We start from the raw sequence: 16,931 nt of genomic DNA on the forward strand, positions 1-16,931 counted from the left end.
GTAGGCCTCGCGGTAGTTCACCGTGATCCAATAGGCATAGAGCTTCGCCACCCCATAGGGGCTGCGCGGATAGAAGGGTGTGGTTTCCTTCTGCGGTATCTCCTGCACCAGCCCATACAGCTCACTGGTGCTGGCCTGGTAAATGCGGGTTTTCGGCGTGAGCCCCAGCATCCGCACCGCTTCCAGGATGCGCAGCGTGCCCAGGGCATCGCTGTTGGCGGTGTACTCCGGCGCCTCAAAGCTCACTGCCACATGGCTCTGGCAGCTGGGTGAGGTACGAGCCATCCTGGCCGGTGATGCCTGTGATCAGAGCGGTCTTGGCGGCTGGGGGCACCGGAGAAGTTCAACGTCGTTTCTGATTGACGAACTACGCCAAGCAGCCGACATCGACGTGACAACTGCTCCGGCCGCGCCGATCACACGATCGCCAGGGCCGTGAGCGAGCCGGTGAAGCCGGTGATCTCCACGATGGCGTCGTTGGCGGATTGGAAGCCAGCCAGCCCATCATTGAGCGCCAGGAAGGTGCGGCTGCCGCCGCTGGCGCCAAGGCTGAAGGTGGCGGCACCGTTGGCAGCGAACGCTGTGGGGGTCAGCACCGCCGCCAGTGCCGTGGCGCTGAGGTCAGCAACGCTGCCCAGCTCACGCAGATCGGCGGCCGACACCTCCCGGGGGCCATCGATGCGATCGCTGCCGATGGCCAGATCTGTGATCTGATCACTGGCGTTCAGCAACGAATCGCGCAGGCTGGTGATGCGGAACGTGTCCGCGCCAGCCAGGCCGGTGAGCGCATCAACAGCGGCGCTGGTGCTGATCACATCGGCGGCGGCACCGCCTGTCTTGAAACTGGGGTTGACACTGCTGAAGCCAACCCGGCCACCATCACCGAACAGCGCCGTCGCCGTGAGCGCGCCACTGTTGCCCAGGGGCCTTCCCTGGCTGGCGTTGAAGCCCACGTTCACGCTGCGGCCCGGCTGAATCGTGCTGGCCCAGGCATCACCGGTCACGGTGTGGCGAAACAGGCCGCCCGCCAGCGCCGTGCTGCTGATCCGCACCCCCCAGGGTGTGCTGGTGGGACGGTGCGGGCTCTCGAAGCTGAAGTTCCAGCTGTTCAGCGGCACCGTGCCGGTGTTGGTGAGCGTGAGTTGCACCGTCATGCCACCCGTCCAGATCGATCCGCCCACGGACACCGCCAGGTTCGGGTTGGAGGTGAGCGGAATGCCGTTGAGGGTCTGGGGCAAGGGAGAGCCCGGCACAGGCGTGGGTATTGGCGTTGGAGTGGGTGTCGGGGTGGGCGTTGGGGTTGGTGTTGGCGTTGGCGTAGGAGTCGGGGTTGGAGTTGGTGTCGGGGTGGGTGGCACCGGCGTTCCGCCGCCGCTGGTTCGCACGTAAATGCCCGGCAGCGCGTCGAGCTGGGCATCGGTGAACGCCTGCCCGCCGCGACGCTCCACGCTGCGGGCGAAGGCGCCGGCCAGGCCAGCGTTGTAGTCGATCGCCACCTCATTGGCGACGAAGTCGTCGCGGCGGTCCTGATAGGAGAAGTCGTCGGAACTGGTAGGGCCACCCACCAGGGCGCCGTAGAGGATGTGGGCGTTGGGCAGGCCGTTGCGGAACCCATCCCAGCCCACGCCCGAGGCGGCCCGGTGATGGGGCTGCCGGGGTGAATTGGCCCCAAAGCCCACCAGATAGCTCGACCGGCGCGGATTGGCACCAAGGATGTAATCCACGGTCCCCTGCGACAGCCGGCTGAAGGACCCACCCGGGTCCCGCACGTTGTCGGCATACACATCCGCCAGGAAGGCCGTGTTGGCGGCATAACGCAGCGAGCCCCACTGGCTGATATGGCGCAGGCCGCCGGCACTGATCGTCACGCCGTTGCCGCCGTTCACCCAGTTGTTCAACCAGAGCTCCACGTCCTGCTGCACGCGGGTCGAGCCCGTGTCCTCCGCCAGGATCACCGCCGTGGCATAAGACGCATCGTCCCAGTTGCCGGTCCAGCCCCGCGAAAGGCCGCCGATGTTGCTGGTATAGATCGACAGGGCCTTGTCGCGGTAGGCCGTGCCACTGCCGCCCGCCGCCGTGACCGCCCGCGACAGCCAGGCCGCGCCATAGGCCAGCTCATCGTTGAACCCACTCCAGGAGTTGTAGTAATTGCGTACCTCCGGAATCGAATCGGAGTAGCGGCCCCGGTAACGATCGGCGAAGTCGTACAGCGAAATGGCGCGGGTCAGCAGCACATCGGCGTAGGCGGCTTCGCCGTTCTGGCGGAACAGCACCGAGGCGGAAGCCAGCGCTGCGGCTGAGCCGGCCGCCACATCGGAGCCGGGCTTGCTCGGTGTCACCGCCATGGCCGGACGGGCAATGGTCTGGCTCTCCGGCGAGCTCCACAAGGCGTGGTCGGCCTCCACATTGCCCACCTGCGCCACGAAGAAGCGCGTCGCTCCCGCCGCATCAACGGCGTGGGCCTTGAGCAGGTAATCCGTGCCCCAACGCACCGCATCGAGCAGTTCGTCGGTTTGCCCCGAGAGGGCATAGCCATCGGAGAACTCGATCCCGCCCCAGGAGAGGGTGGCCAGGGTGGAAGCGAGCGGCAGGCTGAACTTGGAGTGATCGCCGGCATCGTGATAGCCGCCGGTGAGATTCAGCGTCAGCCCGGCCTGGAGGTTGGCGGCGGTTTGCCCACCGAAGTACACCCCGTCGGCGCCGTCGCGCAGGCCGGAGTCACCGCGCCAGTCGATCCGCTTTCTGGCTTCGTCAAGGTTGCCGGAGCGCTGCGCCTCGTAAAAGAGGAAGTTCTTCTGCAGCGCCTCGGCGTAATTGAAGCCCATACCTGTGAGTGGATCGACGCTGGACATCGCGCAAAACAAATCGCTGCAACGGTCCTACGCCGGATGTCCCCGCCGGGGCGACCCCCATCGGAGGGTGGTTGGCGGCTCCGCTGAGGGTGGTCGCCACGGCAGCCGTGCGGGCTGCAGCCATCAGCGCAGCCGGATCAGCCCCTGCCGCAGCGCGATCACCAGGGCCTGCAGACGGTTGCGCGCCCCCATGTTCTGCAGCAGCCGCTTGGTGTACGACTTCGCCGTGTTCGGGCTGATCATCAGCCGCTCGGCGATCTCCCGGTCGGTGAGCCCATCGGCGAGGCCCTCCAGGATCTGGTAATCCCGCGGGCTGAGTTCACTGATCGGCTCTGGCATCGGTTGATCACGCATCGAGGCGCTGCGGAAGTGGCAGCCACCCAGCGCCGCCAGCACCGCCGCCTGCAGCGCCCCGCTGTGGAAGGTCATGTCGCATTCCGCCACCAGCCCATCGATCCAGGCGGCCCGCACCAGTGCCGGCTCGGGATGGCCCCCCGTGCTGATCACGATCACCTTCAAGGCGGGGTACCGCTCCTTGGCGGTGGCGGTGAGGCTGAGCACGTCACCGCTTTCGAGGCTGTCGGAGCACACCAGCAGCCCGTGCGGCTGTTGCGCCAGCCGCTGGAGGCAGCTCTCGGCATCGGTCACCGCACAGCCGATCAGGCCATAGCCGAACAGGCCGATCGTGTAGCGCAGCAGCAGCGGCTCCTGGCCCATCGCCAGGGCCACCCGCGGTGGGATTGCCGTGGAGAGCAGCGCCCGGCGCATCACCGTTCGCCGGATCTGCACAACGGGGAGATCGGCGGTGAAATCCAAAGCGGCCGCAACGGGAGCAGAGCAAGGGCAGGCTATGGGGATGGGCGGGCGATGGGCGGGCCTGCACGCCAGCGAACCAGCCCCCAGACTGCCCAGCGAGAGATGCCCGCCGCCCCGATGGCCCTGCAGGTTCAGAACAAGCGTCCGCTGAGCGGCTGTCGGCCCTGGCTGGCCCTGTTGCTGCTGGGCGGCAGCCTGCTGCTACCCGTGCCGCCCGCCCTCGCCGATGGGGAGCCGGCGGCGGTGAAGGTGCGCACCCTGGTGAAGGCCGGCGAGGCCTGGAACGGCACACGGCTGCCCGCCTATCCCAAGGGCGAACCGGAAATCACCGTGCTGCACATCACCATTCCACCGGGGGTGCAACTGCCGATGCACACCCACCCAGTGATCAATGCCGGCATGTTGATCCGCGGCCAGCTGCTGGTGACCAGCAAGGAGGGCGCTCGCCTGCAGCTGAAGGCGGGTGAAGGGCTGATCGAGATGGTGAATCAGCCCCACTACGGCACCAACAACGGCAACGAACCAGCCGAGATCGTGGTGGTCTACGCCGGAGAGAAAGGCAAGCCGATCACCGTGCTCGAGCCGGCCGCCGGCAAGGCGCCCTGAACGCCGCTCTTCAGCCCTGGGGCTCGATGCACCGGTACGCCGCCCAGAACTGCTCCATCTGCTCGGTGGTGCCCAGGCTCACCCGCAGCGCGCCATCGATCAGCGGCTTGCCGGCCATCGAGCGCACCAGGATGCCCGCCGCCCGCAGTTCGGACTCCACCACGGCCGCCGGCCGCCGCGGCCAGATCAGCAGGTAGTTGCCACCGGCGGCGTGATGGCGCACCCTGGCGGCCACCAGCTGCTCCAGCAACCAGGCCCGCGCCCGCAGCACCTCGGCCACGTAAGCGTCGGTGTAGGCCTGATCAGCCAGGGCCGCATGGGCGGCGGTCACGGCAAAGCTGTTGACGTCGTAGGGGCCGCTGACCCGGCTCACCCGGTCCACCAGGGCCGGCGCACCCACCGCAAACCCGAAGCGCAGCCCGGCGAGCCCGGCCGTTTTCGCCAGCGAGCGCAGCACCAGCAGGTTCGGGTAGGCCGCAAAGGGATCGGTGCCTGCTGCTGTGTCCAGCAGCAGTGGCAGCACGCTGTCGCCGGTGAAGGCCTCGTAGAGCTCATCCACCACCACCAGCGTGTCTGGGGCAGCGGCCGCCAGCTCCAGGATCCGCTGCGGCGCCAACCGGGTACCGGTGGGGTTGTTGGGGTTGCAGATCAACAGGATCCTGGCCGGTGGGTCGGTGTCGAGGGCGGCACGGATCTCGCTGAAGGGGAAAGCGAAGTCGGGCGACCGGTAGGGGATCGCCTCGATGGTCATCCCCTGCATGCGGGCACAGGGGGTGTAGTAGCCGAAGGTGGGGCTGGTGGTGAGCAGACGGTCGCCCGGGGCCGCGAAGGCGTGAAAGATGGCATGGAGCGCGTCATCGACGCCGTTGAACAGACCGATGTGGCCGGGGCTCAGGCCCGTGCTGCCGAGCGAGGCCACCACCGCCTCCCGCAGACCGTCGTACTCGGGATAGATGGCGTAGTGATCGGCGGGAATGGCGCGGATCGCTTCCACCACCCGGGGGCTGGGCCCCACGGTGTTTTCGTTGAAGTCGAGACGCAACAGGTTGCGCCTGCCCTCGAGGGGAGCGCTGTAGGCCACCAGGGCTTCCACCTCGGGGCGGGCCCTAGGAGCGTTCCCGGCCGCCGATGCCGTGACAGGCGCCTGGGCATGGGAACGATCAAGGACCATGGCGTGGCGGCGGCCATCCCGTAGGGGAGCCCAAGCTAAATGGGCAGCTGGCCTCGACCCTCGGCGGCCTGGCCGGAGCGTCCGTTTCGGCCCGATGTGACTGGATGCTTCCCAACCGAATGCAGGACGGCTCCGCTGGGTCCGGACCGATGCCCCTCCAGCTTCCGCCTGGGACAGGTCCTGCCAGGGGAGCGATCACCGAAGAGCACCCAGCCGAAGCCAACGCCACGGCAGGCAACGGAATCCGGCCAGTTTCTGTTGACCGGATGCGACCGGATCATGACTCCGGTCGGGTTGTTCGAGTGCGGACCTCAGATCTGCCAGATCCCCCCGCCCAGCCGGGACAGTCTGGAAACCGCTCAACAGCCAATTGGCACAACCGGGGAAATAGTCGGAGGGCTTGTGAATAAGTTGCCAGCGATTCTCTCCATGCCATGCAGATCTTCAGTTCATGGCCTGAGCGTCAGGCACAGATCATCCGTTGGCTGCTGTTGTCCGGCTGGATCTTCCTGATCGTCAGCCTGCTTGCCGGCATCGATCTTTATCCATTTAACGTCAATCGTTGTGGTGGCAGTCCTGATTGTCATTCCCTCGAAGGCAATCAGATTTTCTGGGGGATGGTTGTACCCGGCTGCCTGTTGCTGCTGGTGGTGTTCAGCCATGAGCTCTGGCGCAGGGTCTGTCCGCTGGCCCTGGTGTCCCAGCTGTTCCGGATTCTGGGGATGCAGCGCACCGTGGGCGGACGGGGAGGCCGGCGCGCGGTGGCGAAGGTGGAGCCGGGATCCTGGCTGGGCCGCCATCACGTTGCGCTGCAGTGGAGCCTGTTCATCGCAGGGCTGTGTCTGCGCCTGCTGCTGGTCAACAGCAACACCCTCGGGCTGGGTCTGCTGCTCCTGTTCACGGCGGTCGCCGCCCTGGTGGTGGGCTGGGCCTATGGGGGCAAGGCCTGGTGCCAGTACGTCTGCCCCATGGGCCCCGTCCAGACGATCATCACCGGCCCGCGCAGCTTCTTCGGCAGTCCGGCCCACATCGAGACCACCGCCAAGGTGACCCAGTCGATGTGCCGCACGGTGAGCGACTCCGGCAAGGTCCAGAGTGCCTGCGTGGCCTGCCAGACCCCCTGCATCGACATCGACTCGGAGCGCAGCTACTGGTCGTCGCTGAAGGGCAAACGAGGCCTGAACTGGGCCTGGGGGTCCTATCCCGGGCTGGTGCTCGCCTTCTTCCTGATCATCAAGCTGGAATCCCGTGGCGGGCTCGACTACCTGCGCAGCGGCATGTGGGCCTACGACAACGAGGTGACCGAGTACGCCTGGAGCCCCCTGGTGACGGGCCCATGGATCCCCGTCGTGCCGCGCCTCGTGGCGATTCCGGTCCTGCTGGTGCTCGCGGCCTGGATCTCGGTGGCCCTGCAGCGGTGGCTGCAGCAGTTGCAGCAGCGGCAACTGACCCCGGACTTCGGGGAGCGGGCCCAGGAGGTCGCCATCCATCGCACACGGCTGCTGGCCTCGTTCCTGGCCGTGAACATCTTCTTCTGGTTTGCCGATCCCACCCTCGGTCTCCTGGGGCCGGCGGGCGGGCAGGTGATCCGCTCCGTCGTTCTGATTGTGAGCGGCATGTGGGTGCACCGAGGCTGGTATCGCGAACGGGCCACCTATCTGCGGGAAAGCACCAGTGCCAGCCTGCGCAGGCAGCTGGAGCAGCTGATTCCCGACCTTTCGCCCTATCTGGACGGCCGCTCGATCGACGAGCTCAGTGCCGCCGAAGTGTTCACCCTGGTCAAGGTGCTGCCCGCCCAGATCAGTCAGACCAAGCGAAGCCTCTACAAGGGGGTGATGGCGGAGCTGTTGGTTTCGGGTCGGTTGGAGCAGGCCACCGCCCTGGTGCAACTGGAGGAGCTGCGCCAATCCCTGAAACTGGACGACGACGACCACTGGGCCGCGATCCAGGAACTGGCCCTGCAGGATCGGCGGATTCTGGAGCTCACGGGCCAGCAGAGGGAAATTCGCAGCCTGCGCCAGGACGCCGCCAGAGAGGCCATGCTCGAGCTGCTGCGGTTGGCGCGACTGGACGATCTCCAGCAGCTCCTGGCAGACCCCCACGTCCGTGACAATCTCAGCAGGATCCGCAGGGACTTCCTGCTGGATGAGGCCAGCTGGCAGGAGCTGGTCGACAGCTTCGGGCCCGGTTCCGATCGGGCATCGAACACCGTGCGCAGGCCAGCCATCACGACCGGTGAGCAGGCGGCCTGATCCAGCGGGCCGACTTAGTCTGGCCATGGCTGATCAGAGTGTTCGGTGGCGAGTACGGAACTGGCCCTGCGGGCCCTGGAGCGTGGCGACCTGCGATTCATTCACGACCAGGTGAACAATCGGAGCGTGATGGCCTATTGGTTCGAGGAACCTTATGAATCATTCGACGAACTTGAGGAGCTGTACAGCCGCCATATCCACGACAATGCCGAGCGTCGCTTTGTCGTCGAGAACAAGGACAAGGAACTGGTCGGCCTGGTGGAACTGATCGAGATTGATTACATTCATCGCCGCGCTGAGTTCCAGATCATCGTGGCCCCTGCCCACCAGGGCAAAGGCTTCGCACGCTTCTGCATCCACAAAGCCCTCGACTACTCCTTCACCATCCTGAACCTGCACAAGATCTACCTGTCCGTTGCCGTTGACAACGCCAAGGCCCTGCACCTCTATCAAGAATGCGGCTTTGCGGAGGAAGGCCACCTGGTGGGCGAATTTTTCATCGAAGGCCGCTACCGCGATGTGAAGCGCATGTACATCCTCCAGGAGGATTACCTGGCCAGAGCCCAATAGCCGCTCACATCCGCTCCAGGGTGGGAATGCCGAGCAGGCCAAGCCCCAGCTTCAAGGTGGCCGCCGTGAGGCGGCAGAGCGCCAGCCGCGAACTCCGCGCCGGTTCTTCGGCCTTGAGCACCGGCACCTGATCGTAGAAGCGGTTGAACATCTGGCTCAGTTCGAACAGATAACTGCACAGCCGGTTCGGCAGCAGTTCCTCCTCCACTTCGGCGATCACGCCGTCGAACTTGAGCAGCTCCCGCACCAGCGCCCACTCCTGCGGCTCGCTGAAACTGAGCATCTCCGGCAACGGTGAATCTGCGGCACCGGCGGCCGTATCGGCCCCGGCACCACCCTTGCGGGCGATGCCGGCGATGCGCACCACCGCATACAGCAGGTAGGGGGCGGTGTTGCCGCTGAGGGCCAGCATGCGATCGAAGCTGAACTGATAGTTGGTGATCCGGTTGGTGCTGAGGTCGGCGTACTTCACCGCCGCCAGGCCCACGGTGGTGGCCACCTCAGTGATGAAGTCCTCCTCTTCCTGGCGTTCCTCCTCCGCCAGCCGGCGGCGCAGGTCGGCCTCGCAGCGCTCCACCGCCTCCTCCAGCAACTCCTTGAGTCGCACCGTGTCACCGGCGCGGGTCTTGAGCTTCTTGCCGTCTTCCCCCTGCACCAGCCCGAAGGGCACGTGCTCCAGCCGCCCGTCCTCGGGAATCCAACCGGCACGGCGGGCCACCTGGAACACCCCGGCGAAATGGCTGGCCTGGCCCGCATCGGTGACGTAGATCACCCGCCGCGCCCCATCGCCGGCGGGGGGTGCCGCAAAGCGATAGCGGATGGCAGCCAGATCGGTGGTGGCGTAGTTGAAACCGCCGTCGCTCTTGCGCACGATCACCGGCGGGGCCTTGCTGGCGCTGCCGTCCTCCGCTTCGAGGAACACGCACTGGGCGCCGCCATCGCTCACCAGCAGTCCGGTGGCGGCCAGATCCGCCACCACCGCCTCCAGGTAGGGGTTGTAAAAGGATTCGCCGCGCTCATCGAGGCGGATGTCGAGGGCGTCGTAGAGGCGCTGGAATTCCCGGCGCGACTGATCACACAGCAGCTGCCAGGCGCGGCGGCTGATCGGATCGCCGCTCTGCAGCTTCACCACCTCCTCACGCGAAGTGGTCTGGAAGGCTTCATCGCTGTCGAAGCGGGCCTTGGCCTGGCGGTAGAAGGCCACCAGATCGCCCAGGTCCACCGCATCGGCGGTGGTGAGCGCCTCGGGCGCCTCCTGCTTGAGGTGGGTGATCAGCATGCCGAACTGGGTGCCCCAGTCGCCCACGTGGTTGAGCCGCAGCACCGGATGGCCGCGAAACTCCAGCACCCGCGCCAGCGCGTCGCCGATGATCGTGGAGCGCAGATGCCCCACGTGCATCTCCTTGGCGATGTTGGGGCTGGAGAAATCCACCACCACCGGCGCCGGCGCCCCGTTGCCGCTCTGCTCGGCCACCGTGGGCACCCCCAGACGCGGATCCCTCAGCCGCCCTGCCACCTCCACGGCCAGCCGCTCCGGCCGCAGAGTCAGGTTGATGAAGCCTGGGCCGGCGATCTGCGGCTCCAGGCAGAGCGCGGTGAAGGCCGGATCGGCCGCCAGCTGCTCAACGATCGCCGTGGCAATGGCCCGCGGCGCCTGGCGGAGCGGCTTGGCGAGGGACAGGGCACCGTTCGCCTGAAAATCACCGAATTCGGGCTTGGTAGCCGGCGCCAGCTGCGGATCCAGCCGCAGGCCCCCTGCCCCGAACATCTCTGAGATCTCCTCGCCCATGGTTTCCACGGGGAAGGCCCGCTGCATCGCCGCGCGCAGCTGGCTGTCGAGGGCTTGGGCGAGGCGGAGCATGGGCAGCGGGGCAGAAGCAGGGCGCTCCCTGCAGGGGGGAGGCACCCTGATCATCCCCTCTGGACCGATGGCAACCCGCCGGGCAGGTTCTGGAAGCATGCACAAATGGAGCGAGCAGCGCTACGGGGCTGCCCGCGCCATGGGTGGCCCGCCAGGATGGCGGAACACGCTGGCGGAGCAGGTGAACGCCCCGTTCACCGCACAATCCCACCGCCTCAAAACCGCATGCAACTTGCCTCCGTGATGTTCTACGGGCGTCTGGGGGAGCAGGCCCTGGCGATGTTCAACCTCAAAGGAGACCTGGAGCAGTGGCGCGACGCCCGCGTGCTCGACTGCCCCGGCGGGCCCGGTTCGCTCTCGGCGCGGCTGCGCGGCCTGGTGGGGGAGGTGGTGGCGGTGGATCCCCTCTACGCCCTGCCGGAGCAGGAGCTCGAACGGCGGGCCCTGGCCGATCTGGAGCGCACCATGGCAGGCCTGCTCAGCAGCGATGCGCTGCGGCCGGATTTCGATCTGGAGGCCTGCCACGAGGAGCACATTCAGGCACTGCAGGCCTTTCTGGAGGATCGCCGCCGCCATCCGCAGCAGTACCGCAACGCCTCCCTGCCGGAGCTGCCCTTCCCGGACCAAAGCTTCGATCTGGTGCTCAGCGGCCATCTGCTCTTCGCCTATGCCCCCCTGCGCGATGGCGGCCTCTCCAGCAGTGGCGGCTTCGATCTGGCCTGGCACCGTCGGGCCCTGAGCGAGCTCTGCCGCGTCAGCCGCCACGCGGTGCGCCTCTACCCCGCCCACACGATCGAGCGGGTGGCCCAGCGCCATCCCTACGCCGTGTCGCTGCTGGCCGAGCTGCCGCCGGGCTGGCGGGGCGCCTTCTGCTCCAGCCACTACAACCAGGGCCACGACGGCTGCACCGATGCCCTGCAACTTGAGCGGATCACGGCGGCGGAGAGCGGACCGTCGGCGGCGGGCAGCGCTTGAATGGCGGGGTGCGGCCCCACCGTCGATGCTGCAACCCTTCCCTCCCCCGCTGACGCGCACCTTGGTGGGCGGGCTGCGCGATCTGGTCGCCGTGGAGGGCGGCGCCACCAGCGAGCAGGCGCGGCTGCTCAGCAGCCTGGCGGTGCACCTGCTCGGGCTCACCCCAGACGAACTCACGGCCGCCGCCCCACTGCCGCCCGAGGAGCTGGCGGCCCGGCTGCCAGACGACGACAGCCGCCGCCGCTTCCTGCAGCTGGCGTTGATGCTGGAGCTTTGCCGCCATCCCCGCAGCGCCGCCCAGCTGCAGCGGCTGGAGGCCTTCAGCGACGCGATCGGCATCCACGGCGTTGAGCTGCGCCTCGTGCAGGACCTCTTCCACCGCACCGCCGCGGAAGCCACCGCCAGCTTCGTGCGCTGCTACGCCGCCTTCATGCCCGAGCTGTCCGCCCGCCACGGCGCCCTGATGGCGGATCCCAGCAAGCAGCCTGGCAAGGATCAGGGCGGCGCTCCCGGCGACGCCTTCTTCGCCCAGGTGCAGGGGCTGCGCGACTGCCCCCACGGCAGCCTTGGCTGGGCCTTCGTGCAGTTCTACGCGCGCAACGGCCTGCCCCTGCCGGCCCGCGACACCCCGAACCCCGCCTACTACATGAGCCATGACATGAACCACGTGATCACCGGTTACGAACCGACGGGGCCAGGCGAGATCGCCCTGGGCGCCTTCAAGCTGGCGCTCCGCAACGACGACGCGAACTGGATGGCCTCGCTCGCCAACTTCCTCATCCATGAGGTGGGCCTGTTCGTGCACGGCAACGACAGCCAGTTCGTGCCCTACGGCGGCGACGGCGAGCCCTACAACGGCCTCAACGGCAAACGGGGGGCCCTCGATCTGCCGGGTGCGCCCGAGCTGCTGGCGGAAGCCTGGCGTCGGGGGGCCGCCTGCAGCGGTGATTTCAGCCGGCTCGATCACCTCGCCCTCGCCAGCGAGCCCCTGCTGGAGATCCGCCGCCGCTTCCACGTGCTGCCGCTGGAGCGGCCCATGCTCGACGAGCCGGAGTTCTGGCCCTATGAGGGCTGAAGGCTCTGCTCCGCCAGTGGGCGGTTGAAGCCTCCGCTCAGCTGGTGAGCTCCAGTTCCCGCTCCAGGCCCGCCATCACCACATCGGCGCTGAGCTTGATGCGGTAGCGGCAGGCCTGGGTCTCGCTGCAGTCGAAGGTGCCGCGCTCCCAGTACTTGTTGCTGCCGGCGCCTCCGCCGCAGAGGCCGAAGTACTCGCACTCGGCCCGGCAGCGCTCCACGCCGGAGCGGATCTCGCTGTACACCTGCTGGAACTTGGCGCTATCCACCACGGATTCCAGGCTGTCGGTGATCACGTTGCCGAAGGCGAAATCGCCGTAGGCGGCGGTGGCCACCGACAGCAGCTCGGGGTCAAAGGTGGAGAAGTTGCCGCGCGCATCCACGTTCACGATCGCGAACGGGTGGTTCATGTCGGTGCGTGCCAGACGCTGATCGCCGCAGGCGAGGCCGGCGATCTCATCGAACTCCCTCAGGCGCAGGGCGCCAGGCTCGGCTCGCAGCCGCTCCCAGAAACGCTCCAGAAACGCCTGGTAGCGCGCCTCCGAGCGGGGGCGGGACAGGGTGGAGCTGAGATTCTCTCCCTCGGTTTCCTCCATGTTGAAGGCAAGATTGTCCATGCCATGGCCGTTGAAGAAGTCGAACAGGGTGTCGGCGTGATCGAGGGCGTCGTCGGTGAGCACGGCGATCACCTGGAAGGGGATGCCGCGGCGCTGCAGCCAGCCGATGCCCCGCAGGCTGGCGGCATGGCTGGGCAGGCCGGTGCGGGTGCGGCGGTGGGCGTCGTGCAGGAAGGCGGGGCCATCCAGGCTCACGCCCACGTGGATGTCATTGCGCTCGAAGCAATCGCACCAGGCGGCGTCGATCGTCATGGCGTTGGTCTGCAGCGACTGCACGATCCGCAGCGGCGGACCGTCCCGGCGCGCCAGTACGGAGCGGATCAGCGCGGTGGCCTCGTCGTAGAAGGCGATCGGCATGGTGAGCGGCTCGCCGGCATGCCAGAGCAGGGTGAAGTCGTCGTTGGCGAAGGGGCTCTCCAGCACCCGCTCCAGCGTGCGCTCCAGCAGCTCCAGCGGCAGCCGGCGGCGGTCGTCGCGGCTGGGCAGGTAGCAGTAGTCGCAGTCGAGGTTGCAGAACGGGGTGGGCTGCACCACCAGCAGCCGCAGGGGACCGAACGCGGGGAAGGTCAACGGCTCACCAGAAGTTGCGGAAGCCGCCGCCATTGCGGAACCCCCCATTGCCGAAGCCGCCGTTTGACCAGCCACCTCCGTTGCGGAAGCCGCCGTTCCAGAAGCCGCCATTGCGGAAGCCACCGTTATAGAAGCCGCCATTGCGCCAACCGACCCGCGGCCCGTTCACAAACACGTAGGCCAGCACATCGTCGGGGATGGCCTTGGCGGCTGCCGGCTCCTGGCCATCGACGGTCTGATCCTGGTCATGGATCGCGCCGGTTTCCAGCTCGCGAACCGCCCCGGCGATGCGGCGCAGACGGGCCTCCACGCTGAGGCTGTCCGGTTCAGGGCCGTCGCGGCTCGGGCTGGCGGCACCAGCGGCCGCCAGCGCTTCAGCGGCCGGGATCAACGGCAGGATCGCCAGGAACAACAGAAAGCCGAACTGCCTGGGACGCGGAAGGAAAGCCATCGGAAGTGAAACCTGGAGAACGAAAGAAGCGGAGGGCGAGGGCGTGGGCGGGGTGACTCAGGGCGCGGACGGGGCGGAAGACGCTGCCGCTGGACCCTGGGGCCGGATCGCCTCGTAATTCAGCAACACCGTTTCGAAATAGGTACGAATGCGCTCAGACGGCACCCCCAGCACCCCCTTCGGACCCACCCAGCGGTCCACGCTGGCCACTGCCTCGGGATCGCCATCCACATAGCCCTGCAGCAGTCGGGCGATCGCCAGATTGGTGAGGTCGCGGAAGGCGGAATCGTTTTCAGGCACCACGCAACCCACCGCGTAGCGCTCATAGGGCAGCTCCGGCGTGACCACCAGGCCGGTGGCACCGAGGCTGCTGGCCTTGCCCATCAGCAGAGTGGTGTCCCCCATCACGCCGTCCAGCCGGCCGGCCTGCAGCGCGGCCACCGCCTCCCCCAGCCCGGCGAAGGGAACGGCGCGTGCCTGGGGTTGGATGCCCTTCAACACCGCCTCACCGAGGGAACCCGGCACCGCACCGATGCGGCGGCCCAGCAGCGAGGCCGCTGAGCCATCGATCCGGCCCGCCGGGGCCAGCACGCGGATGCCGGAGAGCCCGATCGGCAGGGTGTAATCCACCTGGGCATCGCGGGCCCAGGAGAAGGGCACACCGCACGCGAGGGACAGTTCTCCCTTACCCACACGACGCACCAGCTCGGCGGGATCGCTCACCGACTCGAACCGCACAGTGATGGGCCGCCCCAGCGCTGCGGACAGCTCTGCCTGGATCCGGCGCACCACCTCCACCCCATAGCCGACGGGCTGGCCACTGCTGTCTCGGAAGCTGAGGGGGGGCAGCAGCGGTTCGCTCCCCACCACCAGCTCACCGGTGACGGCCACCCGCTGCAGCACCCCCTCGGCACGAGCCGCTGCAGCCGGCATCACGGCCGCCAGCAAGGCAAGGACCACCGAGGTGAGCCGAAGGCTCGGGCTCGAGAAGCGGCAGAACGGCATGGCTCACGGCATCGATAACCCGGCATCACTCTGCTGCCACTGGGCCAGGCGCGCCACCAGCCTGGAACCAACGCCATAAAGTCACAACGCCAGGTCCACGATGCCAGGCCCGGGTGGTGGCCACGCTCAGCCGCCGCTCGATAGGTAGCGCATGCTCAGATCCAGCCAGCGGCTGCGGGTGACCGGCGCGCTGGTGGAGATCAGATCGATACCGGTGGCGGCGTAATCCCGCAGCTGTTCAGGTTGGACCCCCGACGCTTCCAGCACCACCGCCCGCCCCTGCACCGCCGCCAGAGCCCGCAGCTGCGGCACCAACGCCTGCAGGGCCTCGGGGGCGAATTCATCGAGCAGCACCGCATCGGCGCCGGCACGCACGGCGGCTTCGGCCTCGGCGGCGGTTTCCGCCTCCACGATCAGCCGCGCCGGCCAGGGCGCCGCCGCCCGCACCGCCGCGATCGCCGGCCCCACCCCGCCGCTCCAGGCCAGGTGGTTCTCCTTGAGCATGGCCGCGTCATCGAGGCCGAAGCGGTGGTTCAAGCCGCCGCCGCAGCGCACGGCGTACTTCTCCAGCAGCCGCAGGCCGGGTGTGGTCTTGCGGGTGTCGGCCAGGGCCACGCCGCTGCCAGCCAGCTCAGCCACCAGCCGGGCGGTGGCGGTCGCGATGCCGCTCAGGCGCATGGCCAGGTTGAGGGCCGTGCGTTCACCCGCCACCAGGGCCGGCGCTGCCCCCTCCAGCTCCAGCAACACTTGCCCGGCCCGCACCGGCGTCCCCTCCGCCAGCCGATCGCGCACCACCACTCCCGCATCCAGCAGCCGGAACAGGGGCTGCACCAGCACGCCGCCGCAGAACACCCCATCGGCCTTGGCGATCCAGTGGGCTCGGCCCCAGGCGCCCGTCAGGGCCGGCGCGGTGAGATCGCCGCGGCCGAGATCCTCCGCCAGCCAGCCACGCAGCTGCTGTTCAAGAGCAGGGCTGAAAGGCAGCAGGGGCGGAGGTGTCACCGGGAAAGGCGGGGGGAGGCGGAGGAAGGGAGCCGCAGGCAGCGGCAGGCAGGACAGCTCAGCGCGTGATCGACGCCGGCCATTCGGGCTGCCGGCCGCGGGGCAGCACGTTGAAGCGCTGGCGCACCAGCTCCAGCGGGTCGGCGAAGTGGTCCCAGGGGTCGATGGCGGCGATCAGATCCACCGACACCTGGGCGCCGTGGGCCATGCCGGTGAACAGGCGCTCCACATCGAGCGCCTCACGCTCACCCGGGATGAACGGGGTGGCGCCGATGCCCAGCTCGAACTCCGCCAGCGCGAACATCAGCACATAGAACGGATCCACCCGCTCGAAGCCCGCCTGGAAGCCGAGCACAGCCCCCTCTTCGGCGGCAGTGGTGCCGTAACCGCCCAGCACGTGGCAGCAGTCGTGGTGCATCACCGGCGGCGGCGGGCCGCCCAGCTCTCCGGGGAACCCGAAGCGGTTGCGGTCGATGAAGGCGGCATAGGCCAGGCCGAAGCTGCCGGCGGGGTAGTGGCGCAGGGCGCGGTAGCGCTCCGCCATGGCCGTGTCCTCCTGCCGAAGCAGCACCCGCGCCACCCCCAGGGCACCGCGCAGCCCCTCCTGCTCCAGGGTGGCCCGCGCCGCCGACGCGATGAAGCCGCGCCGGGCGATGTCGAGGCGCACCATGGCCAGCCGCTGTTCCATCACCTGGCCGAAGGTGCGCACCGGCGCCGGGTCCACCGCCAGGGCTGCCGCCGCCTGCTCCAGCAGCTGCTGCTGCGCAGGGGAGGGCGTGCCGTCGAGCAGGGCCACCAGGGTCATGCCGCGCAGGATGCGCTCGCGCCACTGGGGATCGGCAGTGACGGCCCGCACCCGTTCAGCCAGCTGGTCGGGGCTGATCGGCGCCAGCGCCTCCAGGTCGCAGTCGATCTGCAGCAGGTGATCACGCACGCCCCGGATGGCGGCGAGGGCCTTGGCCGTGGGCGCGCCCTTGCAGCGGGCCACCGTGAGTAGGGCCGCCAGAGCGGCGGCGCCGATGGCCTGGCGTTGCTCCAACGGAAGCTGAGCCCTGGGATCGATCACCGCACAGCTCCACGCCATGAGGCCATTGTGCTCAGCCCTCTTT

The 16,931-nt window shown here is 68.2% G+C and carries 15 protein-coding genes; 5 read left to right on the forward strand and 10 right to left on the reverse strand.

All coding sequences use genetic code 11. The features are described 5' to 3' along the window. From KQ303_RS07810 to KQ303_RS07820, 3 genes are all read right to left on the reverse strand, one after another. Nucleotides 1–285, reverse strand: a 285-nt coding sequence (locus tag KQ303_RS07810) for a GDP-mannose 4,6-dehydratase (RefSeq protein ID WP_259729856.1), incomplete at its 3' end; no start/stop codon positions are given. A gap of 131 nt (nucleotides 286–416) precedes the next feature. Next, nucleotides 417–2,852 (reverse strand): glycoside hydrolase family 9 protein, encoded by a 2,436-nt coding sequence (locus KQ303_RS07815; RefSeq protein ID WP_259729857.1) that lies wholly within the window; start codon nucleotides 2,850–2,852, stop codon nucleotides 417–419. A gap of 123 nt (nucleotides 2,853–2,975) precedes the next feature. After that, complete coding sequence (locus KQ303_RS07820; protein ID WP_259729858.1) at nucleotides 2,976–3,668, reverse strand: response regulator transcription factor; 693 nt, start codon at nucleotides 3,666–3,668, stop codon at nucleotides 2,976–2,978. Nucleotides 3,669–3,770: 102 nt separating this feature from the next. On the opposite strand from KQ303_RS07820, the gene KQ303_RS07825 reads away from it, so the two are divergent. Beyond that, the gene (locus KQ303_RS07825; RefSeq protein ID WP_259729859.1) at nucleotides 3,771–4,274 is read left to right on the forward strand and encodes a cupin domain-containing protein; all 504 of its coding nucleotides are present in this window, start codon (nucleotides 3,771–3,773) and stop codon (nucleotides 4,272–4,274) included. A gap of 10 nt (nucleotides 4,275–4,284) precedes the next feature. Here KQ303_RS07825 and KQ303_RS07830 read toward each other — a convergent pair whose 3' ends face one another. After that, entirely contained in the window at nucleotides 4,285–5,445 is a 1,161-nt protein-coding gene (locus KQ303_RS07830) for a histidinol-phosphate transaminase (RefSeq protein ID WP_259729860.1), read from the reverse strand. 491 nt (nucleotides 5,446–5,936) lie between these two features. On the opposite strand from KQ303_RS07830, the gene KQ303_RS07835 reads away from it, so the two are divergent. Both KQ303_RS07835 and speG read left to right on the forward strand, forming a co-directional pair. Then, on the forward strand, nucleotides 5,937–7,697 hold the full coding sequence (locus tag KQ303_RS07835) for a 4Fe-4S binding protein (RefSeq protein ID WP_259729861.1): 1,761 nt from the start codon (nucleotides 5,937–5,939) through the stop codon (nucleotides 7,695–7,697). Nucleotides 7,698–7,742: 45 nt separating this feature from the next. Further along, the gene (speG, locus tag KQ303_RS07840; RefSeq protein WP_259729862.1) at nucleotides 7,743–8,267 is read left to right on the forward strand and encodes a spermidine N1-acetyltransferase; all 525 of its coding nucleotides are present in this window, start codon (nucleotides 7,743–7,745) and stop codon (nucleotides 8,265–8,267) included. A 4-nt stretch (nucleotides 8,268–8,271) separates the two neighbouring features. On the opposite strand, the gene argS is transcribed toward speG, so the two are convergent. Continuing rightward, nucleotides 8,272–10,128 (reverse strand): arginine--tRNA ligase, encoded by a 1,857-nt coding sequence (gene argS / locus KQ303_RS07845; RefSeq protein WP_259729863.1) that lies wholly within the window; start codon nucleotides 10,126–10,128, stop codon nucleotides 8,272–8,274. Nucleotides 10,129–10,353: 225 nt separating this feature from the next. On the opposite strand from argS, the gene KQ303_RS07850 reads away from it, so the two are divergent. Then, entirely contained in the window at nucleotides 10,354–11,103 is a 750-nt protein-coding gene (locus KQ303_RS07850) for a methyltransferase domain-containing protein (RefSeq protein WP_259729864.1), read from the forward strand. 25 nt (nucleotides 11,104–11,128) lie between these two features. Further along, nucleotides 11,129–12,178 (forward strand): hypothetical protein, encoded by a 1,050-nt coding sequence (locus KQ303_RS07855; RefSeq protein ID WP_259729865.1) that lies wholly within the window; start codon nucleotides 11,129–11,131, stop codon nucleotides 12,176–12,178. Between the two features lie 37 nt (nucleotides 12,179–12,215). On the opposite strand, the gene grrM is transcribed toward KQ303_RS07855, so the two are convergent. From grrM to KQ303_RS07880, 5 genes are all read right to left on the reverse strand, one after another. Beyond that, nucleotides 12,216–13,364, reverse strand: coding sequence for a cyclophane-forming radical SAM/SPASM peptide maturase GrrM/OscB (gene grrM / locus KQ303_RS07860; RefSeq protein WP_259729866.1), 1,149 nt, complete (start codon nucleotides 13,362–13,364; stop codon nucleotides 12,216–12,218). 4 nt (nucleotides 13,365–13,368) lie between these two features. Continuing rightward, nucleotides 13,369–13,815, reverse strand: a complete 447-nt coding sequence (gene grrA, locus KQ303_RS07865; protein WP_259729867.1) for a GrrA/OscA1 family cyclophane-containing rSAM-modified RiPP — start codon at nucleotides 13,813–13,815, stop codon at nucleotides 13,369–13,371. Between the two features lie 57 nt (nucleotides 13,816–13,872). Next, nucleotides 13,873–14,820, reverse strand: a complete 948-nt coding sequence (gene grrP, locus KQ303_RS07870) for an extracellular substrate binding-like orphan protein GrrP (RefSeq protein ID WP_259729868.1) — start codon at nucleotides 14,818–14,820, stop codon at nucleotides 13,873–13,875. Nucleotides 14,821–14,946: 126 nt separating this feature from the next. Next, nucleotides 14,947–15,822, reverse strand: a complete 876-nt coding sequence (gene nadC, locus KQ303_RS07875; protein ID WP_259729869.1) for a carboxylating nicotinate-nucleotide diphosphorylase — start codon at nucleotides 15,820–15,822, stop codon at nucleotides 14,947–14,949. Between the two features lie 58 nt (nucleotides 15,823–15,880). Continuing rightward, a complete protein-coding gene (locus KQ303_RS07880) occupies nucleotides 15,881–16,906 on the reverse strand; it encodes a TerB family tellurite resistance protein (protein WP_259729870.1) in 1,026 nt (341 codons plus the stop codon). Nucleotides 16,907–16,931: the final 25 nt, after the last annotated feature.

This window comes from Synechococcus sp. CS-1333 (genome assembly GCF_025128015.1).
Lineage (GTDB): Bacteria > Cyanobacteriota > Cyanobacteriia > PCC-6307 > Cyanobiaceae > MW101C3.